This is a genomic window from Tersicoccus phoenicis, assembly GCF_001968835.1.
In the GTDB taxonomy this organism is placed as follows: domain Bacteria; phylum Actinomycetota; class Actinomycetes; order Actinomycetales; family Micrococcaceae; genus Tersicoccus; species Tersicoccus phoenicis.
This window is the reverse complement of record NZ_MRDE01000078.1, coordinates 51,294-74,924: the sequence shown is the minus strand read 5'-3', so window position 1 is coordinate 74,924 and position 23,631 is coordinate 51,294. Positions and strand designations below refer to the sequence as shown.

Annotated in this window: 23 protein-coding genes; 12 read left to right on the top strand and 11 right to left on the bottom strand. The window is 69.9% G+C overall.

Translation table 11 applies throughout. The features are described from left to right. Nucleotides 1-134: 134 nt before the first annotated feature. The 4 genes from BKD30_RS14000 to BKD30_RS13985 form a co-directional block, all read right to left on the bottom strand. Nucleotides 135-821: a hypothetical protein gene (locus tag BKD30_RS14000; protein WP_143588207.1), complete on the bottom strand. Its 687-nt coding sequence runs from the start codon at nt 819-821 to the stop codon at nt 135-137. A 91-nt stretch (nt 822-912) separates the two neighbouring features. Beyond that, nucleotides 913-1,746, bottom strand: coding sequence for an ABC transporter permease (locus tag BKD30_RS13995; RefSeq protein ID WP_076705548.1), 834 nt, complete (start codon nt 1,744-1,746; stop codon nt 913-915). Further along, complete coding sequence (locus BKD30_RS13990; protein WP_076705546.1) at nt 1,743-2,597, bottom strand: ABC transporter permease; 855 nt, start codon at nt 2,595-2,597, stop codon at nt 1,743-1,745. Before BKD30_RS13990 ends, BKD30_RS13995 begins: the two co-directional genes overlap by 4 nt. Nucleotides 2,598-2,610: 13 nt before the next feature. Further along, nucleotides 2,611-3,588, bottom strand: coding sequence for an ABC transporter ATP-binding protein (locus tag BKD30_RS13985; RefSeq protein ID WP_076705545.1), 978 nt, complete (start codon nt 3,586-3,588; stop codon nt 2,611-2,613). A gap of 180 nt (nt 3,589-3,768) precedes the next feature. On the opposite strand from BKD30_RS13985, the gene BKD30_RS13980 reads away from it, so the two are divergent. The 3 genes from BKD30_RS13980 to BKD30_RS13970 are packed head-to-tail and all read left to right on the top strand — an operon-like array spanning nt 3,769 to nt 5,992. Then, complete coding sequence (locus tag BKD30_RS13980; RefSeq protein ID WP_083956547.1) at nt 3,769-5,205, top strand: FAD-binding oxidoreductase; 1,437 nt, start codon at nt 3,769-3,771, stop codon at nt 5,203-5,205. Between the two features lie 35 nt (nt 5,206-5,240). Beyond that, nucleotides 5,241-5,555 carry a hypothetical protein gene (locus tag BKD30_RS13975; protein WP_076705543.1) on the top strand — a complete coding sequence of 105 codons (315 nt, stop codon included), beginning with the start codon at nt 5,241-5,243 and terminating at the stop codon, nt 5,553-5,555. Next, complete coding sequence (locus tag BKD30_RS13970) at nt 5,552-5,992, top strand: helix-turn-helix domain-containing protein (protein WP_076705542.1); 441 nt, start codon at nt 5,552-5,554, stop codon at nt 5,990-5,992. Before BKD30_RS13975 ends, BKD30_RS13970 begins: the two co-directional genes overlap by 4 nt. Nucleotides 5,993-6,094: 102 nt before the next feature. Here BKD30_RS13970 and glyA read toward each other — a convergent pair whose 3' ends face one another. After that, on the bottom strand, nt 6,095-7,381 hold the full coding sequence (gene glyA, locus BKD30_RS13965; protein ID WP_083956546.1) for a serine hydroxymethyltransferase: 1,287 nt from the start codon (nt 7,379-7,381) through the stop codon (nt 6,095-6,097). A 122-nt stretch (nt 7,382-7,503) separates the two neighbouring features. Between glyA and purU the strand changes: the two genes are divergently transcribed. The 8 genes from purU to BKD30_RS13925 all read left to right on the top strand — a co-directional run bounded on the left by purU (nt 7,504) and on the right by BKD30_RS13925 (nt 16,867). Beyond that, a complete protein-coding gene (gene purU / locus BKD30_RS13960) occupies nt 7,504-8,358 on the top strand; it encodes a formyltetrahydrofolate deformylase (RefSeq protein ID WP_076705540.1) in 855 nt (284 codons plus the stop codon). A gap of 41 nt (nt 8,359-8,399) precedes the next feature. Next, nucleotides 8,400-8,918 carry a gamma carbonic anhydrase family protein gene (locus BKD30_RS13955; protein WP_076705539.1) on the top strand — a complete coding sequence of 173 codons (519 nt, stop codon included), beginning with the start codon at nt 8,400-8,402 and terminating at the stop codon, nt 8,916-8,918. 61 nt (nt 8,919-8,979) lie between these two features. After that, the gene (locus BKD30_RS13950; RefSeq protein ID WP_083956544.1) at nt 8,980-10,239 is read left to right on the top strand and encodes an ROK family transcriptional regulator; all 1,260 of its coding nucleotides are present in this window, start codon (nt 8,980-8,982) and stop codon (nt 10,237-10,239) included. Nucleotides 10,240-10,413: 174 nt separating this feature from the next. Continuing rightward, a complete protein-coding gene (gene mmsA / locus BKD30_RS13945; protein WP_076705538.1) occupies nt 10,414-11,961 on the top strand; it encodes a multiple monosaccharide ABC transporter ATP-binding protein in 1,548 nt (515 codons plus the stop codon). A gap of 49 nt (nt 11,962-12,010) precedes the next feature. Next, nucleotides 12,011-13,285, top strand: a complete 1,275-nt coding sequence (mmsB, locus tag BKD30_RS13940; RefSeq protein WP_076705536.1) for a multiple monosaccharide ABC transporter permease — start codon at nt 12,011-12,013, stop codon at nt 13,283-13,285. Between the two features lie 43 nt (nt 13,286-13,328). Beyond that, the gene (locus BKD30_RS13935; RefSeq protein ID WP_076705534.1) at nt 13,329-14,432 is read left to right on the top strand and encodes a substrate-binding domain-containing protein; all 1,104 of its coding nucleotides are present in this window, start codon (nt 13,329-13,331) and stop codon (nt 14,430-14,432) included. Between the two features lie 240 nt (nt 14,433-14,672). Beyond that, nucleotides 14,673-15,785, top strand: a complete 1,113-nt coding sequence (locus BKD30_RS13930; RefSeq protein WP_328586918.1) for a fatty acid desaturase family protein — start codon at nt 14,673-14,675, stop codon at nt 15,783-15,785. Beyond that, nucleotides 15,782-16,867 (top strand): Gfo/Idh/MocA family protein, encoded by a 1,086-nt coding sequence (locus BKD30_RS13925; protein ID WP_076705532.1) that lies wholly within the window; start codon nt 15,782-15,784, stop codon nt 16,865-16,867. Before BKD30_RS13930 ends, BKD30_RS13925 begins: the two co-directional genes overlap by 4 nt. 10 nt (nt 16,868-16,877) lie before the next feature. On the opposite strand, the gene BKD30_RS13920 is transcribed toward BKD30_RS13925, so the two are convergent. The 5 genes from BKD30_RS13920 to BKD30_RS13900 form a co-directional block, all read right to left on the bottom strand. After that, the gene (locus tag BKD30_RS13920) at nt 16,878-17,591 is read right to left on the bottom strand and encodes an ABC transporter ATP-binding protein (RefSeq protein WP_076705531.1); all 714 of its coding nucleotides are present in this window, start codon (nt 17,589-17,591) and stop codon (nt 16,878-16,880) included. Beyond that, the gene (locus BKD30_RS13915) at nt 17,578-18,582 is read right to left on the bottom strand and encodes an ABC transporter ATP-binding protein (RefSeq protein ID WP_083956542.1); all 1,005 of its coding nucleotides are present in this window, start codon (nt 18,580-18,582) and stop codon (nt 17,578-17,580) included. The genes BKD30_RS13920 and BKD30_RS13915 overlap by 14 nt, the downstream gene beginning before the upstream one ends. Then, nucleotides 18,579-19,814 (bottom strand): branched-chain amino acid ABC transporter permease, encoded by a 1,236-nt coding sequence (locus tag BKD30_RS13910; RefSeq protein ID WP_076705530.1) that lies wholly within the window; start codon nt 19,812-19,814, stop codon nt 18,579-18,581. The genes BKD30_RS13915 and BKD30_RS13910 overlap by 4 nt, the downstream gene beginning before the upstream one ends. Further along, a complete protein-coding gene (locus BKD30_RS13905; RefSeq protein WP_076705529.1) occupies nt 19,811-20,818 on the bottom strand; it encodes a branched-chain amino acid ABC transporter permease in 1,008 nt (335 codons plus the stop codon). Before BKD30_RS13905 ends, BKD30_RS13910 begins: the two co-directional genes overlap by 4 nt. Nucleotides 20,819-20,924: 106 nt before the next feature. Then, on the bottom strand, nt 20,925-22,154 hold the full coding sequence (locus tag BKD30_RS13900) for a branched-chain amino acid ABC transporter substrate-binding protein (protein ID WP_235861713.1): 1,230 nt from the start codon (nt 22,152-22,154) through the stop codon (nt 20,925-20,927). 245 nt (nt 22,155-22,399) lie between these two features. Here BKD30_RS13900 and BKD30_RS13895 point away from each other — a divergent pair, with 245 nt between their 5' ends. Beyond that, a complete protein-coding gene (locus BKD30_RS13895) occupies nt 22,400-22,918 on the top strand; it encodes an Hsp20/alpha crystallin family protein (RefSeq protein WP_083956541.1) in 519 nt (172 codons plus the stop codon). An 85-nt stretch (nt 22,919-23,003) separates the two neighbouring features. Here BKD30_RS13895 and BKD30_RS13890 read toward each other — a convergent pair whose 3' ends face one another. Then, the gene (locus BKD30_RS13890) at nt 23,004-23,627 is read right to left on the bottom strand and encodes a histidine phosphatase family protein (RefSeq protein ID WP_076705527.1); all 624 of its coding nucleotides are present in this window, start codon (nt 23,625-23,627) and stop codon (nt 23,004-23,006) included. Between the last annotated feature and the right edge of the window lie 4 nt (nt 23,628-23,631).

Genomic DNA, 23,631 nt, shown 5'->3' with positions numbered 1-23,631 from the left:
CACAGACGCCCGTCCGGTCGCGTGCGTAGCGATCCCCCCGCAGTGGACCGACAAATCGCAAACAAGACAGCCGGAGCGTCGGTCAGTCGGTGAGTCAGACCCACCCGGGGGAACCACTACCTCCATCATCACTGTCAGTCGACGACGGTGCCGCTGATCGGTCCGCCGTCGCCGGGTCCACCGTCCCGGCTGGATCCGTCCCGGCTGGGGCGGTCGCGCCGTGACGCGTCGTCGTCGACGCCGAGCATGCCCAGGGCGTTGTGCGCGGTGATCTGCAGGGTCTCGAGGGCGCGGGCGACCTGGTCGGCGTCCTGGGCGGCCGGCGCCTTCGCCAGTTCCTGCTCGACCACGCGGCCCTGCACCTGGACGATCCGCAGGCTGTGGGCGAGCTTCTCGTCCCGCACCGGGTCCGCGGCCGAGGCCGAGACGACCCGGGTGCCCGGACCGCCGGTGGCCGACGGCGCCAGCCCGGCGGCCGAACGGATGGTGTCGTTGGCGGTGGCCAACTGCGTCGCGCCGAACCCGGCCGCGCGACGGACCGCCAGGAAGACCACGAGGGCGAGCACCAGCCAGCCCCCGGCCACGATGACCACCAACCAGCCGACGACGTCGTTCTGGTTGGCGGCGAAGACGACGGCGACCAGGAAGACCAGCATGACGACGGCGAGCATCAATCCACCGCCGCCGAGCGGGGACCGGCGCGCCCCGGTCCCGGCGCCGTCGTACGCGCGTCCGGCGAACCCGGAACCGGTGAGGATGCTGCGGGAGGAGGAACCCGTGCGGGAGTCGGGGCGGGAGTCGTGACGCGCGGAGCCAGCCATGCGCTCATTCTCCCGCACCCGGCCGGGCGAGCGGACGGGTTCCACCCGAGGCGAACGGGCTGCTCCACCCCGGCCGCGTCAGGAACGGCGGCTACTTCAGGAACAGTGCGCGCAGCCGGCTGGTGGTGAGCATCAGCCCCACGGCGATCATGAGGACGTAGTACAGCAGGTGCACCGCCGTCGCCCCGCTGAAGACGCCCACGCTGATCTGGCGCATCAGTTCCACGCCGTGCCACAGCGGCATCGCCTGGACGATCCACTGGATCGGTTCCGGGTAGACCGAGAGCGGGTAGAAGGTGGCACTGAACAGGAACATCGGCATCATCACGAACGTGACGAGGTCCATCTGCTGGAAGGTCTTCATGTAACTCGTGACGGCCATGCCGAAGCTGGCGAATCCGAACGCGACGAGCACGGCGGCGGGGATCAGCAGCAGGGTCCACGCGGAGGTGGCGAGCCCGAAGACGAGCATGACGCCGGTGAAACCCACGGCGTAGATGGCGCCGCGGAGCAGGGCGAGGAAGATCTCGCCCACGGCCACGTCGAGCGGCCCCAGGGAGGTGTAGAGCATCCCCTGGTACAGCTTGCCGAAGTTCATCTTGAAGAAGACGTTCCACGTCGAGTCGTAGATGGCCCCGTTCATGGCCGACACCGCCAGCAGGGCCGGGGCGATGTACGCGGCGTAGCTGATCGTCGTCCCGCCGGGACCTCCGACCTGCCCCACCAGGGTGCCCAGGCCCACGCCGAGGGAGAGCAGGTAGAAGACCGGTTCGAAGAACCCGGAGGCCAGGATGATCCAGTTCTGGCTGCGGATCACCCGCAGCCCGCGCCCGATCACCGCCCCGGCGTTGCGCGAGTACAGCGCCGCGAGGGGCCGGTCCGACGGCGTCAGCTGCGGTGCCGTGGCGTCGGCGGGCGCGGTCATCGGCCGAGCCTGCGCGTGTAGGAGCGCCGGGCCAGCGCCATGCCGGCGACGGCGAGCACGACCAGGACCAGCAGGTGGAGGACCTGTTGCCAGGCCGGCACCGGCAGGCCGAAGGAGACCACCCGCGCCAGCTGCGTGGTGTGCCAGAGCGGGGAGATCCACCCGATCCACTGCAGGCCGGACGGCATCGTCTCCAGCGGGTAGAACGTGCCGGAGAACAGGAACAGGGGGGTGATCACGAACCGCTGGATCATGGAGAACTGGAAGCCCTCCCCCTCCAGCGTCGCCGAGTACGCCATCACCGGCGCCCCGAACGCGAGCGCCCCCGCCACGGTGATCGGTACCATCAGCCAGCCGGTGCCGAGCGCCGGGACGGCGCCGAACAGGTAGAGGATGCCGACGTAGGCCACGGTCTGCACGGTCAGCCGCACGCCGACGGCCATGATGTGGCCGGCGGCGATCTGGCCGGGGCTGATCGGGGACGCGTTCGGGCCGTAGTACACGCGGCGCCATTTGAATCCGTCCATCACCGGGAACATCATCTCCAGGCCCACGGTCATCAGCGCGGCCGAGGTGACCAGGGCGGGGGCGACGAACTGGAGGTAGCTGACGCCGCCGGCGGCGACACCGTTGCGGTCCACGAGCACGGCCAGACCGACGCCGAGGGCGTAGAGGTACAGCAGGGGCGAGCCGATGCTCTCCACCGCGATGGTGCCCGCGTAGGCGCGCATGCTCCGCAACGCGTGCTCGGCGAAGTAGAAGGCGCCCCAGCGCCGGGCGCGCGCGGCGGAGACGACGGGCCCGGGCGCACGGCCCGAGTAGGTCAGGGCGGTGGGCAGTGCCTGCGTCATTCGTTCGACCCGATCATTCGATCAGACTCCGGCCGGTGAGCCGCAGGAACACGTCCTCCAGCGAGGAACGGCGGACCAGCGACGTGACCGGGTGCAGACCGCGGGCGGTGACCTCGTCGAGGGCCGCTTCGCCGTCGTAGGCGTAGAGCAGCACCCGGTCCGGCAGCACCTCGATCCGCTCCCCCACACCCGCCAGTGCGCCGGCGGCGGCGGCGTTGCGGTCCGTGCCGAACCGGACCTCCAGCACCTCGCGGGTGGAGTACTGCCGGATCAGGGCCGCCGGGGACCCCTCGGCCATGATCCGGCCCTGGTCCACGACGATCAGCCGGTCGCACAGCTGTTCGGCCTCGTCCATGTAGTGGGTGGTCAGCACGAGCGTCACGCCCTGTTCCTTGAGCCGGAACAACCGGTCCCAGAGGATGTGGCGGGCCTGCGGGTCCAGCCCGGTGGTCGGCTCGTCGAGCATCACGATGCGCGGCTCGTTGATCAGCGCCCGGGCGATGGTCAGGCGCCGCTTCATCCCCCCGGAGAGGGAGTCCACCTTGGCCTTCGCCTTCTCGGTCAGCTGCGCGAACTCGAGCAGCTCGTCGGCCTTTTGCTGCAGGTACCGGTACGGCAGCCCGAAGTACCGGCCGTAGACGAGCAGGTTGTCGCGGACGCGCAGCTCCTCGTCCAGGTTGTCCTGCTGGGGCACGACGCCCAGGTGCGCCCGCACCTCCGGTCCGTGCCGCTCCGGGTCCAGGCCCATGATGGTCAGCTCGCCCCCGGTGCGGCCGGTGACGCCGCCGATCATCCGCATCGTGGTGGACTTGCCGGCGCCGTTGGGGCCGAGCAGCCCGAAGGCCTCGCCCGGGGCGATGTCGAAGCTGATCCCGTCGACGGCGCGGGTCTCGCCGTAGACCTTGGTCAGGTCACGGGCGGAGATGACGGCGGGCGGGGCGGAGCGCGGAGCCGGGGGGTGGGCCGGGGCATCGGGGGCCGCCGAGGTCACGGCGGCACCACGCCCGAGAGGCGAGTCGGTGGACACTCGTGACAGTGTAGGAAATCACACCGACATAACCCAGCCCCTGCGGCGCGGCTCCGGCCGTGTCGCGAACGATCCGGGTCGGCGGCGCGGCCTCGAGCGGAACCCCATCGCCGGCCCGGCCGCCGCCCCGAAGGAGGAACGACGATGATCACGTCCGGCACCACCCCGGCCCGGCCGGTCGACGACACGGGAACCGAGCCGACCGAACCCGCCGTCCCGGACGTGCTCGGCCGGCTGGTCGAGGCGCTGGGGGCGAAGGTCCGCACCGACGACGCGACCCTGGCCCGGGCCCGCGCCGACGAGTCCGGGCACGCGACCGCGGCCCCTCCCCTGGCGCTGGTCGAGGCCGAGGACATCGAGGACGTGCAGGCGGTGTGCCGGATCTGCACCGCGACCGGCACACCGATCGTCACCCGGGGAGCGGGTACCGGCCTGGCCGGCGGCGCGATCGGCGGGGCCGGTGAGGTGGTGCTCTCGACCGCCCGGATGGACCGGATCCTGGAGATCTCCCCGGCGAACCGGCTAGCCGTCGTTCAACCCGGCGTACTCAACGGCGCGCTGAACACGGTGCTGGCCGAGCGGGGCCTGTGGTGGCCGCCGGATCCGGCGAGCAAGGATATCTCCTCCGTCGGCGGCAACATCGCGACCAACGCCGGTGGCTTGCTCTGCGCCAAGTACGGCGTCACCCGGGAATCGGTGCTCGCGCTGAAGGTGGTCCTCGCCGACGGCACCCTGATCAGCGTCGGGCACCGCACCGTCAAGGGCGTCACCGGCCTGGACCTGTGCGCCCTGATGATCGGCTCGGAAGGCGTGCTCGGGATCATCGTCGAGTGCACGTTGCGACTGCGGCCGGCGATCACCGGGCCCGTCCCCACCCTGGGCGCCTACTTCGACGACGTCGCGGCGGCCGCGGCCGCCTGTTCGGCCGTCACCGCCGCGCACCTGGAGCCGGCCGTCATGGAACTGCTCGACGAGCCGATCCTCGCCCAGGTCAGCGCCTACACCGGTGTCGACCTGATCGGCCGTGGCCGATCCTTCGTGCTGATCCAGACGGACGGGCCCGGGGCGCAGCAGACGGCCGAGGCGATCCGCGCGGTCCTGGAGGAGAACGGGGCCACCGTCGAGTTCGCGCGCGACGCCGACGAAGCGGCCCTGCTGGTCCAGGTCCGTCGGCAGGTTCATCCGGCGTTGACGCAGCTCGGCACGGCGCTGATCGAGGACGTCGCCGTGCCGCGGGACCGGCTCGCGGACATGTACGTGAAGATCGCCGAGATCGCCGAGCGGCACGGGGTCATGGTGCCCACCAACGCGCACGCCGGTGACGGCAACCTGCACCCGACCTTCGTGTTCGCGGGCACCGAGGTGCCGCCGCGGGTCTGGGACGCCGCGGACGAACTGTTCCGCTACGCCCTCGAGCTCGGCGGCACCCTGACCGGTGAGCACGGCGTCGGGGTGCTCAAGCGCCGCTGGCTCGGCGACGAGCTCGGCACCGACCAGCTGGCCCTGCAACGGCGGATCAAGGCCGCCTTCGACCCGGACGGCCTGCTCAACCCGGGGAAGGTGTTCGCCCCGGCCGAGTGAGCAAACGGCGTTATCACAAGTGGTAACACCACTCCATGGCTGATGACGCCGACGCCGCACTGCCGGCTCGGGCCGACCTCGATCCGATCCTGGCGGGCGTGCTGCAGTCCGCCGCGCGACTTCAGCAACTCGTCCCTGATGCCGTCCTCGTCGGCGGCAGCGCGGCCGCCGACGTCGGCGCCGTCGCCAGCCAGGTGGCACGGCAGTTGTTCGATCCGTCCCCGAAGGACTCCCGAACCGTCCAGCGCTTGAGCCAGTACAAGGGGCTGTCCGCGCGGTGGCAGGACTGGTCCAGCACCGTGGAGACCTGTCGGGCGGTCGCCACCGGCACGGTCGTGGGGCGGCCGTGACGCTGTCGTTCCGCCATCTCGAGGTGTCCCCGGCTGACCCCGTCGAGGACTGGGGCTTCGAGGGCATCCTGACCGCCGTCGAGCGAGGTGACATCCGGGACTGGCGCCGCATCGCCGCGGCTGTGATCGCGCATCCCTGGGGCCGGGTGGCCGACGAGGTCGCCGAGGTCGCCGGATCGGTGGAGAACCCCGCGATGACGATCATGCTCGACCGGGTCCTGGCGACAGCGCGGACGAGCCGGGAGGCGCGCGAGCGGGCAGAAGTGGCCCGCCGGATGCTGGCAGCGGTGTCGGCCAGCGGGCTGTCACGCAAGGACTTCGCCGCGCGGATGGGCACGTCGGGATCCCGGTGGTCGACCTACCTCACCGGCAGGGTCACGCCGTCGGCCGCCCTGCTCGTCCGGGCCGAAGGCATCGCCCGCGACGTCGGCGGCTGAGGCGCCCGTGAGCTCGCCGGTTCGTCCCGAAAGTGGGGAGAAGAACACCCACCGTCCGGGAGGAACCGGCGAACTCAGCGGATCAGTGAAGCGAGCCGGTGCTCACCACTGTTCGAGGCCCTTGTACAGCGGGAAGTCCTCGGCGAGCCTGCCGACCCGGGTGCGCAGCGCGTCGACGTCGGCTCCGGGCTTGAGCGCCTCGGCGATGACGTCGGCCACCTCGGTGAACTCGGCGTCGCCGAAGCCGCGGGTGGCCAGCGCCGGGGTGCCGATCCGCAGGCCCGAGGTGACCATCGGCGGGCGCGGGTCGAACGGGATGGCGTTGCGGTTGACGGTGATGCCGGCCCGGTGCAGCAGGTCCTCGGCCTGCTTGCCGTCCAGTGCGGAGTCCTTCAGCGAGACGAGCACGAGGTGGACGTCGGTGCCGCCGGTCAGCACCGAGACGCCGTGCTCGGTGACGTCGGCGGCGGAGAGCCGCTCGGCGAGGATCTGCGCACCGGCCACGGTGCGGCGCTGCCGCTCAGCGAACTCCTCCCCCGCCGCGAGCTTGAACGCGACGGCCTTCGCCGCGACGGCGTGCATCAGCGGGCCGCCCTGCTGGCCGGGGAAGACGGCGGAGTCGATCTTCTTCGCGTAGTCGGCCTTCGAGAGGATCAGCCCGGAGCGGGGACCACCGAGCGTCTTGTGCACCGTGGAGGTCACGACGTCGGAGTGCGGCACCGGGTTCGGGTGCAGGCCGGCCGCGACCAGGCCCGCGAAGTGCGCCATGTCCGTCCACAGCAGGGCGCCCACCTCGTCGGCGATGGACCGGAACGCCGCGAAGTCCAGTTGCCGCGGGTAGGCGGACCAGCCGGCGATGATCACGTGCGGCCGCTCGGCGAGCGCCTGCTCCCGCACGTGATCCATGTCGATCCGGTACGTGTCGGGGTCGACGCCGTAGGCGGCGGCCTCGTACAGCTTGCCGGAGAAGTTCAGCTTCATGCCGTGGGTCAGGTGACCACCGTGCGCGAGCGTGAGTCCGAGCAGCTTGTCGCCGGGCCGGATCATCGCGGCGAGGGCGGCGGCGTTGGCCTGGGCACCGGCGTGCGGCTGGACGTTGGCGTGCTCGGCGCCGAACAGCGCCTTCGCCCGGTCCCGGGCGAGGTCCTCGGCGACGTCGACGTACTCGCAGCCGCCGTAGTAACGCCGCCCCGGGTAACCCTCGGCGTACTTGTTGGTCAGCACCGAGCCCTGCGCCTGGAGCACGGCGCGCGGGACGAAGTTCTCGGAGGCGATCATCTCCAGCGTGCCGCGCTGCCGGCCGAGCTCGTCGGCGAGGACCTGGGCGATCTCGGGGTCGACCTCGGCCAGGGGCTGGTTGTTCAGGGCGGTGGCGGTGCTGTTGCTCACGGTGCTCTCCTGCGGGGGCGGACGGGGCGGACGGGGCACACGTCCGCCGTCGTTCACTGTACCGACACCACGGACCGACACCCCGCGGGGCGCCGCCGCTCCGGCCCGATATCCTCGGGAGCGTGCCCGCCGACACCACGAACGTCACCGTGACCTTGTCCTGCCCGGACCGCCCCGGCATCGTCCACGCGGTCAGCGGCGCCCTGGCCGCGGCCGACGGCAACATCGTCGAGTCGGCGCAGTACGGCAGCGAGGTCACGGGCCGGTTCTTCATGCGGGTCGACGCGCAGGTGGGTGCCGGGCTCGCCGCTCTGCAGGACGAGCTGGCGCCGGTGGCCGAGCGATACGGCATGGACCTGCGGGTCTTCCCCACCGGTGCCCCCACCCGCACGCTGATCATGGTGTCGAAGGAGGCGCACTGCCTCAACGACCTGCTGTTCCGCCAGCGGGCCGGGCTGCTGCCGATCCAGATCCCCGTGATCGTCTCCAACCACACCGACCTCGCACCGCTGGCCGGCTTCTACGGCGTCGACTTCGTGCACGTGCCCGTCACCGCGAACGCGAAGGACGCCGCCGAGGACCGGCTGCGGGCACTGATCGTCGAGCACGAAGTCGACCTCGTGGTGCTCGCCCGGTACATGCAGATCCTCTCCGACCGGCTGTGCACGGAGCTGGCCGGCCGGGCCATCAACATCCACCACTCGTTCCTGCCCTCCTTCAGGGGGGCGAGGCCCTACGCGCAGGCGCACCAGCGCGGCGTGAAGCTGATCGGCGCGACCGCGCACTACGTGACAGCCGACCTGGACGAGGGGCCCATCATCGAACAGGACGTGGTGCGGGTCGAGCACAACCACTCCGCCGCGCACCTGGCGGCGATGGGGCGGGACGTCGAGACCCGGACCCTGCGGCAGGCCGTCGCCTGGCACGCCGAGCACCGGGTGCTGCTCGACGGGCACCGCACCATCGTCTTCCGCTGACCCGCCTGCCCCGGCTGCGGCGCGCTGGCTAGGATCGGGCCATGGCGACCATCCTCAAGCACGACGAGCACACCCCCGACATCGACTCCAGCGCCTTCGTGGCGGCGAACGCGACCGTGGTCGGCGACGTGCGCATCGGCCCCGACTGCGGCGTCTTCTACGGTGCCGTGGTGCGCGGTGACACCGCCCGGATCTCCGTCGGCGCGGGCAGCAACCTGCAGGACAACGTCGTCGTGCACGCCGACCCGGACTTCCCCGCCACCATCGGCAGCGGCGTCAGCGTCGGCCACAACGCGGTCGTGCACGGCTGCACGGTCGAGGACGACTGCCTGATCGGCATGAGCGCCACCGTCCTCAACGGTGCGGTGATCGGCGCCGGCTCCCTCGTGGCCGCCGGGGCGGTGGTGCTCGAGGGCACCGCGGTGCCGCCCGGATCGCTGGTCGCCGGCGTGCCGGCCAAGGTTCGCCGGGAGCTGACCGACGCCGAGCGCGAGGAGGTACGCGCCAACGCCGCGCACTACCGGCAGCTGTCCCGGCGGCATGCGGGCCTCTCCGGTTGAGTTCACTGCTTTTGCATTAACTTCTTGACGACAACCGTCGCGGTGGGGCACGCTGTCCGGTATGCCAGTCGATGACGACGTCCGCCCTGCCCGCCCGGCCGGCATCGACGGCACCCTCCTCCCGGCCGCACCGTTTCCGACAACGGCCGGAGCCGGCTCACGGAACACGGGCTCGCAGCGGGCACTGCGGGACTTCAACCAGCAGCGCATCCGGGACGTCCTCGCCGGTTCCGGCCCCGCCACCCAGGCCGAACTGGCGCGGCGCACCGGCCTGTCGACGGCCACGATCTCCAACATCGTCCGCCGGATGGCCGCGGCCTCGCTCGTCACCACCACCCCGACCACCAGCTCCGGGCGCAAGGCCACCCTGGTCAGCCTCGACGAGGACGGCAGCTTCGCGGCGGGCATCGACTTCGGCCGGCGGCACATCCGGATCATCCTCGCCACGCCGGGTCACACCATCCTGGCCGAACGGTTCCAGGACGTCCCGCCGGGTCTGGACGCGACCGAGGTGATCGACGAGGCGGACCGCCTGCTCCAGCGCACGCTGGACGAGACGGGACGCCGGCGCGAGGACCTGCTCGGCTGCGGCGTCGGCGTGCCCGGCCCGGTCGACCGCCGGACCGGAGAGATCGTCTACGGCGCGATCCTGCCCGAGTGGGTCGGCATCAACATCCTCGACCGGCTGCGCACCACCCTGCGCACGCCCGTGCACCTGGACAACGACGCGAATCTCGGCGCACTGGCCGAGGTCACCTGGGGCCCGCACGTGCACGCCCACGACCTCGCGTTCGTCAAGGTCGGTTCCGGCATCGGCATGGGGCTGATCCTGCGCGGTGAGCTGTACTACGGCAACGTCGGGCTCACCGGGGAACTGGGCCACACGACGGTCGCCGAGCAGGGGCAGATCTGCCGGTGCGGCAGCCGCGGCTGCCTGGAGACGGTGGCGTCGACGTCGTACATGCTCGACCTGCTCGCCCGAACGCGCCGCGCCGACCGGCCGCTCACGACGGCGGACCTGGTCGAGGCGGCGACGGCCGGCGATCCGGCCGCTCGCCGCGTGGTCGCCGACGCCGGCCAGGCGCTGGGCCGCGCCCTGGCGTCGACGGCCAACATTCTCAACCCGGAACTGATCATCATCGGCGGCCCGCTGGCCACGCTCGGCCACATCCTGCTCGATCCCGTGCGGCAGGGCATGCACCGGCACGCCATCCCCGCCGTCAGCGCGACGACGGACCTGGTCATGGCCTCCCTCGGCGACCGCGCCGAGGCCCTCGGCGCCTGCACCCTCGCCTTCCAGCAGGCCGCCGTCCCGGCCTGACCCGGGTCCCGTCCGGCATCGTCCATACATTCAGCCACTGGCGCATTACTCGCCGGTATGCGTTCATTACTTGACGACAGAGGCGTGATGCAGTTAACTCGTGCCGAACCAGCTGCACACCAGGGGACGGGCGCAGCCGTTCGACAACGAGGTCATTCGAGGGTTAGGCCGGGCATGTCCGAGAACCACACCATCCTGCAGATGCGGCACATCACCAAGGAGTTCCCGGGGGTCAAAGCGCTCGCCGACGTCTCCATGGACGTCACCGCGGGCGAGGTGCACGCCATCTGCGGCGAGAACGGCGCCGGCAAGTCCACGCTGATGAAGGTGTTGTCGGGGCTGTATCCGCACGGCACCTACGAGGGCACGATCGTCTACCAGGGCGAGGAGGTCCGGTTCAAGGACATCCGTTCCTCCGAGGCCGCGGGCATCGTCATCATCCACCAGGAACTGGCCCTCATCCCCGAGTTGTCCATCGCGGAGAACATCTTCCTCGGCAACGAGATCACCCGCGGCGGCCGGATCGACTGGGTCGCCACCAACAAGCGCGCCATCGAACTGCTCGCCCGGGTCGGCCTCAAGGAGGACCCCGAGACGCCGATCAAGAACATCGGCGTGGGCAAGCAGCAGCTCGTCGAGATCGCCAAGGCGCTGAACAAGGACGTCAAGCTGCTCATCCTCGACGAGCCGACGGCGGCGCTGAACGAGGAGGACTCGGGGCACCTGCTCGACCTGATCCGCGGCCTGCAGGCCCGCGGGATCACGTCGATCATCATCTCCCACAAGCTCAACGAGATCGAGCAGATCGCCGACTCCATCACCATCATCCGGGACGGGCGGACGGTCGAGACGCTCGACGTCGGCGCCGGCGGCGTGGACGAGGACCGGATCATCAAGGGCATGGTCGGCCGGTCGCTCGAGTCCCGGTTCCCCGAGCACACGCCGGACATCGGCCCCACCTTCTTCGAGGTCCGGGACTGGACGGTCGCGCACCCGACCGTACCCGAACGGCTCGTCGCGAAGGGCTCGAACTTCTTCGTCCGCCGCGGTGAGATCGTCGGCTTCGCCGGCCTGATGGGTGCCGGCCGCACCGAGCTGATGCGCTCGATCTTCGGCCGGTCCTACGGCACCTACCAGCGCGGCCAGATCATCATGAACGGCAAGCCGATCACGCTCAAGAGTGTGCACCAGGCGATCGACGCCGGCATCGGGTACGTGACCGAGGACCGGAAGGTGCTCGGCCTGAACCTGCTCGACGACATCAAGACGACCACCGTCTCGGCGGAGCTGCAGAAGATCGCCAGGCTCTCCGTGGTGGACCGCAACGCCGAGTTCAACGCGGCCGAGGAGTACCGGCGGTCGTTGCGCACCAAGGCGCCGACCGTCAACGAGGGCGTCGCCAAACTCTCCGGCGGCAACCAGCAGAAGGTGGTGCTCGCCAAGTGGCTGTTCACCGACCCGGAGCTGCTGATCCTCGACGAGCCGACCCGCGGTATCGACGTCGGCGCCAAGTACGAGATCTACGGCATCATCCAGGCCCTCGCCGACGCCGGCAAGGGCGTCATCGTCGTCTCCTCCGAACTGCCCGAGCTGCTCGGGCTCTCCGACCGGGTCTACACGATCTTCGAGGGCGCCATCACCGGTGTGCTCGACCGCCGCGACGCCAGCCAGGAGTCACTGATGCGGCTCATGACGTCCAACCGTGCCGCCATGGCCTCCTGACGGCCGACCGCCCGCCCGCCCCACCGACCGTTTCCCATCAAGGACACCGATGAAACACCTCAAGGACATCTTCGGCGGCGACCTGCGCCAGTTCGGCATGGTCTTCGCCCTCGTGGCGCTGCTGCTCTACTTCCAGATCGCGACCGGCGGCCTCGTGCTCACGCCGGAGAACGTGATCAACCTGTTCAACGGCAACGCCTACATCCTGGTCCTGGCCGTCGGCATGGTGCTGGTGATCATCGCCGGCCACATCGACCTGTCCGTCGGCTCCGTCGCCGCGTTCGCCGGCATCGTGGTCGCCAAGGCGATGAGCGACTGGCAACTCACCGGCTTCGGTGGTGCGCTGGTGGGCGTGCTGATCGGATTGGCGGTGGGCGTGCTGATCGGGGCCTGGCAGGGATTCTGGGTCGCCTACGTCGGGATCCCCGCCTTCATCACCACCCTGGCCGGCATGCTCATCTTCCGCGGCGGCAACCAGTGGGTCGGCAAGTCCAACACCATCCCGGTGTCCAACCAGTTCCAGTTCCTCGGGGCGGGGTACCTGCCCGAGGTGGGGCCGACCACCGGTTACAACAACCTGACCCTGCTGATCGGCGTCGTGCTCGTGGTGCTGCTGATCGTCGGAGCCGTGCGCAGCCGCCGCAACCAACGTGGGATCGGCGCGGACCTGGAGCCGCTGTGGGTCGCCGTCGTGCGGCTGGCGCTGATCTGCGCGGCCATCCTCTACGCCACGTACCTGTTCGCCACCGGCCGGCCCGGCACCTCGTTCCCCGTCTCCGGTGTCATCCTCGGCGTGCTGGTGCTGATCTACGGGTTCCTGTCTAATCGCACCATCATCGGCCGGCACGTGTACGCCGTCGGCGGCAACCGGCACGCCGCCGAGCTGTCCGGGGTGAAGTCCAAGCAGGTCAACTTCCTGGTCATGATGAACATGTCCGTGCTGGCGGCCGTGGCCGGCATGATGTTCGTCGCCCGGTCCGGCGCCTCGGGCCCGTTCGACGGCACCGGCTGGGAGCTGGACGCGATCGCAGCCGTGTTCATCGGCGGCGCGGCCGTCTCGGGCGGTGTCGGCACCGTCGTCGGCTCCGTCATCGGTGGCCTGGTGATGGCGGTGCTGAACAACGGGTTGGACCTGCTCGGCGTCGGCTCGGACTGGAAGCAGATCATCAAGGGCCTCGTGCTGCTGGTCGCGGTCGCCTTCGACGTCTACAACAAGTCACAGGGCAAGCGGTCCATCACCGGGCTGCTGATGAAGAACTTCGGGGGGGCCGGCGCTAAGCGGGAGACCACCGAAACCACCCAGGTCGTCGGCGCTGACGCCTGAGGCCGGAAACCGTCCACTGCGGACACAACAGAAAGAGAAAGCCATGCGCAATGTTGTCAAGACGATGGCCGCCGCGGCAGCCATCGCCACCCTCGCGCTGACCGGTTGCGGCCGCAGCGATTCGGGCTCCGCCGCCGCCAGCGGCGCTGCCTCCGGCGGCTCCGGCGGGTTCGCGAAGGACTCCCTGATCGGCGTCGCCCTGCCGCAGAAGACCTCGGAGAACTGGGTGCTCGCCGAGAACCTGTTCAACACCGACCTCAAGGCCGCCGGCTACAAGGCCGACGTACAGTTCGCCAACGGCGGCGTGTCCGAGCAGCAGAACCAGATCCAGTCCATGGTCACCAAGGGCGCCAAGGTCATCGTCGTCGGCGCCATCGACGGCAAGCAGCTCGGCACCCAGATCAAGGCGGCGAAGGACGCCGGCGCCACGGTCATCGCCTACGACCGCCTGCTGGAGAACACCGACGCGGTGGACTACTACGTCGCGTACGACAACTTCAAGGTCGGCCAGCTGCAGGGGCAGGCCCTGCTGGACGGGATGAAGGCCAAAAAGCCGAACGGCCCGTACAACATCGAGATCTTCGCCGGTTCCCCCGACGACGCCAACGCCAAGGTGTTCTTCGACGGCGCCATGTCGGTGCTGCAGCCGAAGCTCGATGACGGCACCCTGAAGATCGTGTCCGGGCAGAAGTCCTTCGAGCAGGCCGTGACCCAGGGCTGGAAGCCGGAGAACGCGCAGAAGCGGATGGACACGCTGCTGTCGGCGAACTACGGCTCCACCACCCTGGACGGGGTCCTCTCCCCGAACGACACGCTCGCCCGCGCGATCCTGACCTCGGTCAAGGGTGCCGGCAAGCCGAACCCGGTCGTCACCGGCCAGGACTCCGAGGTCGAGTCGGTCAAGTCGATCATGGCGGGCGTGCAGTACTCCACCATCAACAAGGACACGCGCAACCTGGTCAAGCAGACCATCTCCATGGTCAACAGCATCCAGCAGGGCCAGAAGCCGGAGATCAACGACGACAAGTCGTACAACAACGGCGTCAAGGTTGTCCCGGCCTTCCTGCTGCCGCCGCAGATCGTCACCAAGGCCAACGCCAAGGAGGCGTACGCCAACGATCCGACGCTGTCCAAGCTGACCCAGTGACCACCCGTCGCTGATCGGCTGCGGTCCGTAGCCCCAGCGACATCGCACCACCGACAGGGCCCGCCGGCACGGCATCACGCCGTGCCGGCGGGGCCCTCCGTCGCCCGGCCCTGTTCCGCTCCGGCCCTGTTCCGCTCCGGCCCTGTTCCGCTGCGACCGCCATGCGTAGACTCGGCAGCGGAACCGATGCCGGGAGCAGAAGCAGCCTGTGAGCACGGACCGTGACGGTTCGGAGCGACCATGTCCACGACCAGCGATCCGACCGAGCGGACGGCGCGTCCGAATCGGGTGGTCAACAGCTATCTGGCCCTGCAGACGGAGATCCGCGCGGCGCACCTGCTGGACCGCCGCCCCGGTTACTACCTCACCGTGTTCGTGATCCTCGTCCTCGCCTGGGCGGGCGCCTGGACCGGTTTCGCGATGCTCGGCGCCAGCTGGTTCCAGCTCCTCATCGCGGCCGTGATCGGGATCCTGATGACCCAGTTCGCGTTCCTGGCCCACGAGGCCGCCCACAGCCAGGTGTTCGCCTCCTGGACCGCCAACGAGTGGTCGGCCCGCATCCTCGGCAACGGCTTCACCGGGATCAGCTACGCGATGTGGCAGCAGAAGCACACCCGGCACCACGTCAATCCCAACGTGATCGACAAGGACCCGGACATCGGTTCCGGGACGATGGTCTTCCACGACGCGGCGGCCGCGGAACGACCGCGCCGGCTCCGCTTCATCACCCGGCACCAGGGGTTCCTGCTGTTCCCCGTGCTGCCGTTCCTGGGCATCGCCCTGCAGATCGACTCCTTCCGGTACCTGTTCCGGCGCGGTGAGGTGCACCGCCGGGGCACCGAGATCGCGATCCTGGCCACCCGGGTGCTGGCCGTGCCGGTCCTGGCGTTCTGGCTGCTGCCGCTCGGCCACGCGACCGCGTTCGTCGGGGTGCAGCAGGCGGTGTTCGGCGTGTACATGGGGATGACATTCGCGCCGAACCACAAGGGCATGACGATCTTCCCGGCGACGTCGACGGCGGACTTCCTCACCCGGCAGGTGCTGTCCTCCCGGAACATCACCGGCGGGAGGTTCATGGACGTGCTGATGGGGGGCCTCAACCATCAGGTCGAGCACCATCTGTTCCCGACCATGCCTCGACCGATGCTCAGGCGAGCGGCACGGATCGTGCCGCCACTGCCGCGACCACGACATCCCCTACACGGCCACCACCCTCCCCGCCTCCTGGGCCATCGTGATCCGCTACCTCAACGCCGTCGGCCACGGACTCGGCTCGGTGTTCGAGTGCCCGCTGGCGCAGCGCGCCGGCACTCGACCGGCACCGGCCGGCCGCACGGCATGATGGGAACATGAGCCGACGCTTCCCCGCCCCACCCTCCCTCGCCCCCGGGACGCCCAGCCCGACGCAGGCCACCGGTGAGCCCCTGCGCTGGGGCATCGTCTCGACCGGGTCGATCGCCGGCACCATGGCCCGCGAGCTTGCCCTGCTGGAGGACGCCGTGCTGCACGCGGTCTCCAGCCGGGCGCAGGCCTCGGCCGACACGTTCGCCGCCGAGCACGGGATCGCCCGCGGCTACGGCGCCGTCGACGACCTGTCCGGTCTGGAGCGGATGGCCGCGGACCCCGACGTCGACGTCGCCTACATCGGCTCTCCGCACAGCGAGCACGCCGCGGACGCGGAGCTGCTGCTGGCGGCCGGCAAGCACGTCCTGTGCGAGAAGGCGTTCACCGTGACCGCCGCGCAGGCCCGCCGGCTGACCGATGTGGCCCGCGCCAGCGGCGTGTTCCTGATGGAAGCGGTGTGGACCCGCTTCCAGCCCGGGGCCAACCGGGTGTGGGACCTGATCGCCGACGGGACGATCGGGCAGGTGCGCTGGCTGAGCGCGGACCTGGCCTTCGCGGCCGAGCAGCCCCCGGGTCACCGGTTGTGGAACCGGGAGCTGGCCGGCGGCGCGCTGCTCGACCTCGGCCCCTACACCACCCTGTGGCCCCTGAGCATCCTCGGCCGGCCCGACGCCGTGACGGCCAGCGGCGCGTTGACCGACCAGGGCGTCGACGCGCAGGAGGCGGTCACCCTGCGCTACCCGGACGGCGTCCACGCCCAGTTGACCAATGCGCTGACCTCCTTCGGCCCGCGCACGCTGACCGTCGGCGGCACCGAGGGCTGGCTGCAGGCCGGGCCCTCCGTCACGCACATCACCGAGATCACCGTGGCCGACCGGCGGATGCGACAGGGCCGGGACGAGCCCGTCGTCGAACGGTTCGAGACGGTCGGCCGCGGCTACGTCTGGCAGTTGCGCGAGGTCACTCGCTGCATCCAGCAGGGCCTGACGGAGTCGCCGACCATGCCGCTGGCGGACTCCGTCGCCAGCATGGAGCTGTACGACGGCATCCGGGCCCAACTCGGCGTCCGCTACCCCGCCGACGACGCCTGACCCCGCCGGGTCAGGCGGTGCCCAGGTAGGCCTCCTTGATGGCGGAGTCAGCGAGCAACTCCTTGCCGGTGCCGGTGCGGGTGATCTCCCCGGTCTCCAGCACGTAGGCCCGGTGCGAGCGGGACAGCGCCTGGTTAGCGTTCTGCTCCACCAGCAGCACGGTGGTGCCCTGCTCGTTGATCTCCGTGATGATGCGGAAGATCTGCCGGATGAACTGCGGGGCCAGGCCCATCGACGGCTCGTCGAGCAGCAGCAGCCGGGGCCGGGACATCAGGGCGCGGCCGATGGCGAGCATCTGCTGTTCGCCGCCGCTCATGGTGCCGCCGACCTGGCGGCGGCGCTCCTTCAGCCGCGGGAACAGGTCGAACACGCGCTCCAGCTCGGCGGCGATGCCGGCCCGGTCCTTGCGCGCGTACGCGCCCATCTCCAGGTTCTCGATCACCGTCATGCCGGGGAACACCCCGCGGCCCTCGGGTGACTGGGAGATGCCCCGGACCACCCGCAGGTGCGCCTTCGTCCGCGTGATGTCGTCACCGTCGAAGTGGATGGACCCGCCGGAGGGATCGAGCAGACCCGAGATGGTCTTCATCGTCGTCGTCTTACCGGCGCCGTTCGCGCCGATCAGGGACACCACCTCTCCCTCCTCGACGGCGAAGGACAGGTTGCGGACCGCCCGGATCCGGCCGTACTGGACGCTGACGTCCTTGAGTTCAAGCAACGTCATCGTCGGGCTCCCCGAGGTAGGCCGAGATGACGCGGGGGTCCGAGGTGACCTCGGCCGGCGTCCCGTCGGCGATCTTCTTGCCGAACTCGAGCACGACGATGCGGTCGGTCACCCCGGTGACCAGCTTCATGTCGTGCTCGATGAGCAGCACCGTGTAACCGCCGGCGGCGATCACCCGGATCAGCTCCATCAGCTCTTCCTTCTCCGCCGGGTTGAACCCGGCGGCGGGTTCGTCCAGGCAGAGCAGCTTCGGCTCGGTCGCCAGTGCGCGGGCGATCTCCAGGCGCCGCTGGTAGCCGTACGGCAGGTGCCGTGACAGCCGGCCCGCCTGGTCCGCGATGCCCACGAAGTCGAGCAGCGCCATGCCGTGCTCGATCGCGCTCTTCTCCTCCCGGAAGTGCCGCGGCAACCGGGTCAGCGCCCCGAAGACGCTGGTCCGGTGCCGGGCGTCCAGTCCGACGACGACGTTCTCCAGCGCCGTCATCTCCCCGAACAGGCGGATGTTCTGGAACGTGCGGGCGATCCCGGCGCGGGTGATCTTGTGCTGCGCCATGCCGTTGAGCCGCTTGCCCTCGAGCAGCACGTCTCCGCCGCTGGGCTTGTAGACCCCGGTCATCGCGTTGAAGCACGTCGTCTTGCCGGCGCCGTTGGGCCCGATCAGCCCCAGGATCTCGCCGCGTCTGATCTCGAACGAGACGTCATCGATCGCGGTGAGGCCACCGAACGTCATGGTCAGGTTCCGCAGCTCGACGATGGTCTCCCCGATCCGAGCCCCGAAGTCCCGCTCCGGGACGATGGCCTCGGCCAGCTGCGGGTCCACGTCCGCGCCCCGGAGCACACCGGTGTCCACGGCGGGATTGGCCCGCAGCGCCCTGACCGCCTCCTGCCGGTCCGGGGAACCCGTGATGGGGGGCTCGCCAGTGGCGGCAGGGACGCCACCGTCACCCGGCTCGGGCTGGGGCGGTGTGTCGCCGCCGGCTGCGTGACTCATGCCTGGTCTCCCTTCGCGCCGGCGTTCCGGCCGGTGTTCGTTCCCACTGCGGGGATCACGCCGGTCTCGCTGCGTCGGGGCGGCAGGGCACCGCCCCGACGGGCTGCGCCGGCGATCTTCCCGTACGCCTGTCGGGCGTAGGTCAGCAGGTGCTGACGGGCGCCGAGCAGCCCCTGGGAGCGGAAGATCATGATCACGACGAGCAGCACCCCGAAGATGAAGAACTTGTAGTTCGCGATCTCGGTGAACCGGAGAGGCAGGTAGGCCACCAGGGCCCCGCCGATCACGGCACCGACCTTGTTGCCGGTCCCCCCGATGACGACGGCGGCGAGGAACAGGATGGACGTCTGCACGTCGAACCGCTGGTTGTTGACGAACCCGATCTGGCCGGCGAACAACGACCCCGAGAGGCCGCCGACACCGGCGCCGAGCGCGAACGAGTACACCTTGTACTTGAAGGTGGGCACGCCCATCGCCTCGGCGGCGTCCTCGTCCTCCCGGATGGCGACCCACGCGCGCCCCACCCGCGACCGCTCGAGGTTGCCGGCCAGGATCATGACCAGGATCAACACGGTGAGGATCAGCCAGTACCAGGGCACCCCGTTGGAGTTCGAGAACACCGGCGTGCCGTCCGGCTGGGTGCCGGGCGGCGCCCCGACGTTCTGGAAGCCGACCTGACCCTTGGCTGCGGGGATGATGGTGGCGAGGATCCGGATGATCTCTCCGAACCCGAGGGTGACGATGGCGAGGTAGTCGCCGCGCAACCGCAGGGTCGGCACGCCGAGGATCACGCCGAAGCACATGGTCACCGCGATCGCGACCGGCAGCGTCCACAGGTAGGGGATCTTCAGGTACGGCGAGTCCGGGCTGGTGAGCATCGACGCCACGTAGGCGCCGACGGCGAAGAACGCCACGTATCCCAGATCCAGCAGGCCGGCGTAGCCGACGACGATGTTCAGGCCGACCGCCACCAGGGCATACCGCGCCATCTCAGCGCAGGCGAGGGCGAAGTTCGTACCCGGCTCGGTGGAGATCAGCGGCGGGTTCAGCAGGGGCAGCGCGTACGCCGCGACGAGCACGAGAAGCATCCACGCCCACTGCTGCTGCCGGGACAGCGTGCCCCACCGGCGGCGCAGCGCACCGAAGGCCTCGCGCCGGCTGGCGGCCTCCCGGTCGACGGCGTCCTTGGCGCCCTCGGCCGAGGGCATCGGCGTCTTGTTGGCCATGCTCATGCCTTGCTCCTTCCCAGCGTCTGTCCGAGGATCCCGGAGGGCCGGACCAGCAGGACGAGGACGAGGACGACGAAGGCGACGACGTCGGTCCACTGCGAGTCACCGAGCAGCAACTGTCCGTAGTTGCCGATCAGACCCAGCAGCAGGCCGCCGACGAGCGCCCCGCGGACGTTGCCGATCCCGCCGAGGACAGCGGCGGCGAACGCCTTGATGCCGAGGATGAAACCGCCGTTGTACTGCACGCCCGACGGGACCTTCATGACGTAGAACAGGGCCGCGGCTCCCGCCAGCACACCACCGATGATGAACGTGGTGACGATGATCCGTTCCTTGTTCACGCCCATCAACGTCGCCGTGTCCGGGCTCTGGGCGACGGCCCGGATCCCGCGTCCGGTCTTGGACCGGGAGATGAACTGGTCGACCACGACCATCATGACCACCGCGGCCACGATGATGACGATCTGCTGGCTGTCGATGATGGTGCCGAACACGTCGAACACCGGGGTGGGCCGGAACATGATCACCGCGGGTTCGGCGGACGGACCCCGCCAGATGAAGAAGATGTACTGGATCACGAAGGACATGCCGATGGCGGTGATGAGGAACACCAGCCGGGGGGCGTTGCGTCTGCGCAGCGGCCGGTAGGCGATGCGTTCGAGCAGGAAAGCGGTCACCGCCGACGCGACCATGGCGACCAGCATGGCGATGACCAGGTTGATCAGAATAGCCCAGAACCCCAGTTGGGGGATGGACGGGCCGAAGCCGAAGCCCAGGGTCAAGGTGAACACGATGGCGTAGCACCCGACGATGAACACCTCGGAGTGGGCGAAGTTGATCAGGTTCAGCACGCCGTAGACCAGCGTGTAGCCGAGGGCCACGAGGGCGTAGATGGCGCCGAAGGTGAGGCCGTCGAACGTCGCGGGCCAGAAGTTGGCCACCAGCGTGTCGACGTCGAAACTGATCCAGTCACTGGCCATGGGCACGGCGGTCAGGGTTGCGAGCATGGACATCCTTTGGGAGGACGGGAACGGGCAGCGGAGCGGCGGTCCGCGCGCAGCGGTGCCGCGGGTCAGCGCCCGGCGCTGACCCGCGGCACCGCGGCCACGCGGCTCAGCCGATCTTGCCGACGGGGACGATCTTGCCGCCCTCGACCTTGTAGCCGTAGACGTCCGGCTTGGCCAGCTCACCGGTGGAGTCCCACTTGTAGGTCTTGGACAGACCGGGCTTGTCGTAGCTCTTCACCCAGTCCAGCAGCGCCGGCCGAGTGGTCTTGCCCGCGTCGATACCGGCCAGCAGCACCGTGGTCGCGTCGTACCCCTCGATGGAGTACGTACCCGGTGCGGCCCCGTTGGACACCTTCTTGTAGGCGTCCGCGAAGGACGGGATCAGCTCGCCGGGGATGCACGGGCAGGTGAAGTACGCGCCGTCGGACGCGTCGCCGGCCAGCTTGATGAACTGGTCGTCCTTCAGGCCGTCCGGGCCGAGGAACACCCCGGTGTAGCCCTTGCCGACCAGTTGCTGCTGGAACGGCGCCCCCTCCGCGTAGTAGCCGGAGTAGAAGACCGCGTCGGGCTTCGCGTTGATGATCTTGGAGATCACCGCGGAGAAGTCCTTCTGCCCGGTGGTCACCTTGTCGGTGCCGACGACGGCGTCACCGAGCGCCTTGGTGGTGGCGTCGCCGAGGCCGATGCCGTAGTCCGAGTCGTCCTGGACCACGTAGACCTTCTTGGCCTGCAGCTTCCCGGTCAGGAAGCTGGCCGCGGCGGGACCCTGCACGGCGTCGTTGCCGAGGCCTCGGAAGAAGGTCTTCCAGCCGTTCTGGGTCAGGCCCGGGTTGGTGGCCGCCGGCGTGATGTGCACCAGGCCCTTCTGCTCGAAGATGTTGCCGGTCGCCTTCGACTCACCGGAGAAGGGCAGCCCGACGACGCCGACGATGTTGTTCTCGCTGACGGCCTGCGTGACCGGGCCGGTGGCCTTGTTCGGGTCGCCCTCGGTGTCGAACTTCTTGAACTGCACCTGGCAGTTCGGGTTCGCGGCGTTGTGCTCGTTGATGGCCAGCTGCACGCCGTTGTAGATGTTCACGCCCAGCTGGGCGTTCGGACCGGTCTGCGCGCCCACGTACGCCAAGGTCGTGGACGGGTTACAGGTGGCTTTGCCGTTGCCCTTGGGCAGCACCGCGCCCTGCGGCGTGTCGATCGAGCTGATGGCCGGCAGGTTGACCCGTCCGCTGCCGCCTCCCGCCTGGCTGGCCCCCCCGGAAGCGCCCCCGCTCCCGGCACCCGGATTGGCGCAGCCGGCCAGGGCCAACGCGGCGATGGTCCCCGCAGCCAGTGTGGTCAAGGTTTTCCTCGACGCCATGGTGATTCCGCCTCTCACGACGAATCGGCAGCCGTTCCGAACGGTGGCTGCGCCCGATATGTGTGGTTGACACTACACACAAATTCGTCTCGCGGTGGTGAAGGTCACATTTCCGTGCTGTTGCGTGGCGGCTCTCTTGCGATCTGCGTCACCGAGTACTACCTTTTCTCTTGGTTGAGTCAGGTCGACTCAACTCAGGAGTAGCCTGCAGAGGGAAGGAGCCCGCCATGCCCATGAACTACGACCCCTTCCGGGAGCTGGATCGTGTCGCGTCCACGCTGTTCCCGGGACGGCAGAGCCCCAGCCGCATGCCCATGGACCTGTACCGGGAAGGCAGCCGCTATGTGCTCAGTGCCGACCTGCCCGGCATCGACCCGGCCAGCGTCGACATCGACGTCGACGGCCAGTTGCTGACCATCCGCGCCGAACGCCGCCTGCCCAAGGTGGAGGACGTCAAGTGGATCGCACAGGAGCGCCAGTCCCAGTCGTTCCTGCGCCAGCTCAACCTGGGCCAGGGCATCGACGTCGAGAACATCACCGCTCATTACGAGCACGGAGTGCTGTCGGTGCTGATCCCGGTCAGCCCGCGGGAGCGGCCCCGCAAGATCCAGGTGACGACCGGCGACGCCGACACCGTCGTGGGAGAGGTCACCCCCGGCTCCGGCGGCTCGTCGGGCCACTCCCCGGACGAACCGAACGATCCGGCGGCGAACACCGGGGATGACGAGGTCACCGAGGCTCGGTGATCTTCCTACCGTGGGCGGGCCGTCGGGGAACCGAACGACGGCCCGTCCCGCTGCCGTCGACCGGTGAGCGCCGGTGGCCGCGGGTTCACACGGCCGGGGGCGCCACGTTGAAGTCGAGCAGCTCGGCGCGGTGGCCCTCGATCCGCACCGTGGTGACGGAGCCGTTGCGGACCTCGGGGAAGACCGTGCGGTACCGGTCGATGTCGATCCACAGCAGCGCGCACAGCAGCAGCCGGATCAGCGTGCCGTGGGTGACGACGAGGACGTGGCCGTCGGGGTACTGGGCCTCGATCTCGCGGAGCGCGTCGGAGCCGCGGGCGATCGCCGTCGCACCCGGCTCGCCGCCCGGCAGCGGGATCACGCCGGGGTGCGCGAAGTGGGCGGCGCTCTCCTCGGGGAACCGCTCGTCCATCTCGGCATGGGTCAACCCCTCGCCCTGCCCGAAGTCCACCTCCCCCAGACGCGCGTCGGTGATCAGGTTCAGCCCGAGCGCCTCCGCGGCCGGCGCGGCGGTGTCGATGGCCCGGCGCAGGGTGGAGGACCAGACGCCGGCGAACGTCTCCTCCGTGGGCCGGGCCGTCGCCCACGCCGCCAGCGCCCGTGCCTGCCCGTGTCCGAGGTCGGTCAGTGCGACGTCGGAGACTCCGGCGTAGCGGTTCTCGTCCTGCCAGGGGGTGCGGCCGTGCCGCACGAGGGAGAAGGTGGTCACGGCC

What these genes read in the sequence shown, in the direction of transcription:
- BKD30_RS13920 (WP_076705531.1), bottom strand. Translation starts at nt 17,591, where the DNA reads ATGACGTTGCTTGAACTCAAGGACGTCAGCGTCCAGTACGGCCGGATC.
- mmsA (WP_076705538.1), top strand. Translation starts at nt 10,414, where the DNA reads ATGTCCGAGAACCACACCATCCTGCAGATGCGGCACATCACCAAGGAG.
- BKD30_RS13980 (WP_083956547.1), top strand. Translation starts at nt 3,769, where the DNA reads ATGATCACGTCCGGCACCACCCCGGCCCGGCCGGTCGACGACACGGGA.
- BKD30_RS13930 (WP_328586918.1), top strand. Translation starts at nt 14,673, where the DNA reads ATGTCCACGACCAGCGATCCGACCGAGCGGACGGCGCGTCCGAATCGG.
- BKD30_RS13925 (WP_076705532.1), top strand. Translation starts at nt 15,782, where the DNA reads ATGAGCCGACGCTTCCCCGCCCCACCCTCCCTCGCCCCCGGGACGCCC.
- mmsB (WP_076705536.1), top strand. Translation starts at nt 12,011, where the DNA reads ATGAAACACCTCAAGGACATCTTCGGCGGCGACCTGCGCCAGTTCGGC.
- BKD30_RS13995 (WP_076705548.1), bottom strand. Translation starts at nt 1,746, where the DNA reads ATGACCGCGCCCGCCGACGCCACGGCACCGCAGCTGACGCCGTCGGAC.
- BKD30_RS14000 (WP_143588207.1), bottom strand. Translation starts at nt 821, where the DNA reads ATGGCTGGCTCCGCGCGTCACGACTCCCGCCCCGACTCCCGCACGGGT.
- BKD30_RS13895 (WP_083956541.1), top strand. Translation starts at nt 22,400, where the DNA reads ATGCCCATGAACTACGACCCCTTCCGGGAGCTGGATCGTGTCGCGTCC.
- BKD30_RS13990 (WP_076705546.1), bottom strand. Translation starts at nt 2,597, where the DNA reads ATGACGCAGGCACTGCCCACCGCCCTGACCTACTCGGGCCGTGCGCCC.
- BKD30_RS13975 (WP_076705543.1), top strand. Translation starts at nt 5,241, where the DNA reads ATGGCTGATGACGCCGACGCCGCACTGCCGGCTCGGGCCGACCTCGAT.
- BKD30_RS13915 (WP_083956542.1), bottom strand. Translation starts at nt 18,582, where the DNA reads ATGAGTCACGCAGCCGGCGGCGACACACCGCCCCAGCCCGAGCCGGGT.
- BKD30_RS13905 (WP_076705529.1), bottom strand. Translation starts at nt 20,818, where the DNA reads ATGCTCGCAACCCTGACCGCCGTGCCCATGGCCAGTGACTGGATCAGT.
- BKD30_RS13950 (WP_083956544.1), top strand. Translation starts at nt 8,980, where the DNA reads ATGCCAGTCGATGACGACGTCCGCCCTGCCCGCCCGGCCGGCATCGAC.
- BKD30_RS13955 (WP_076705539.1), top strand. Translation starts at nt 8,400, where the DNA reads ATGGCGACCATCCTCAAGCACGACGAGCACACCCCCGACATCGACTCC.
- BKD30_RS13910 (WP_076705530.1), bottom strand. Translation starts at nt 19,814, where the DNA reads ATGAGCATGGCCAACAAGACGCCGATGCCCTCGGCCGAGGGCGCCAAG.
- BKD30_RS13935 (WP_076705534.1), top strand. Translation starts at nt 13,329, where the DNA reads ATGCGCAATGTTGTCAAGACGATGGCCGCCGCGGCAGCCATCGCCACC.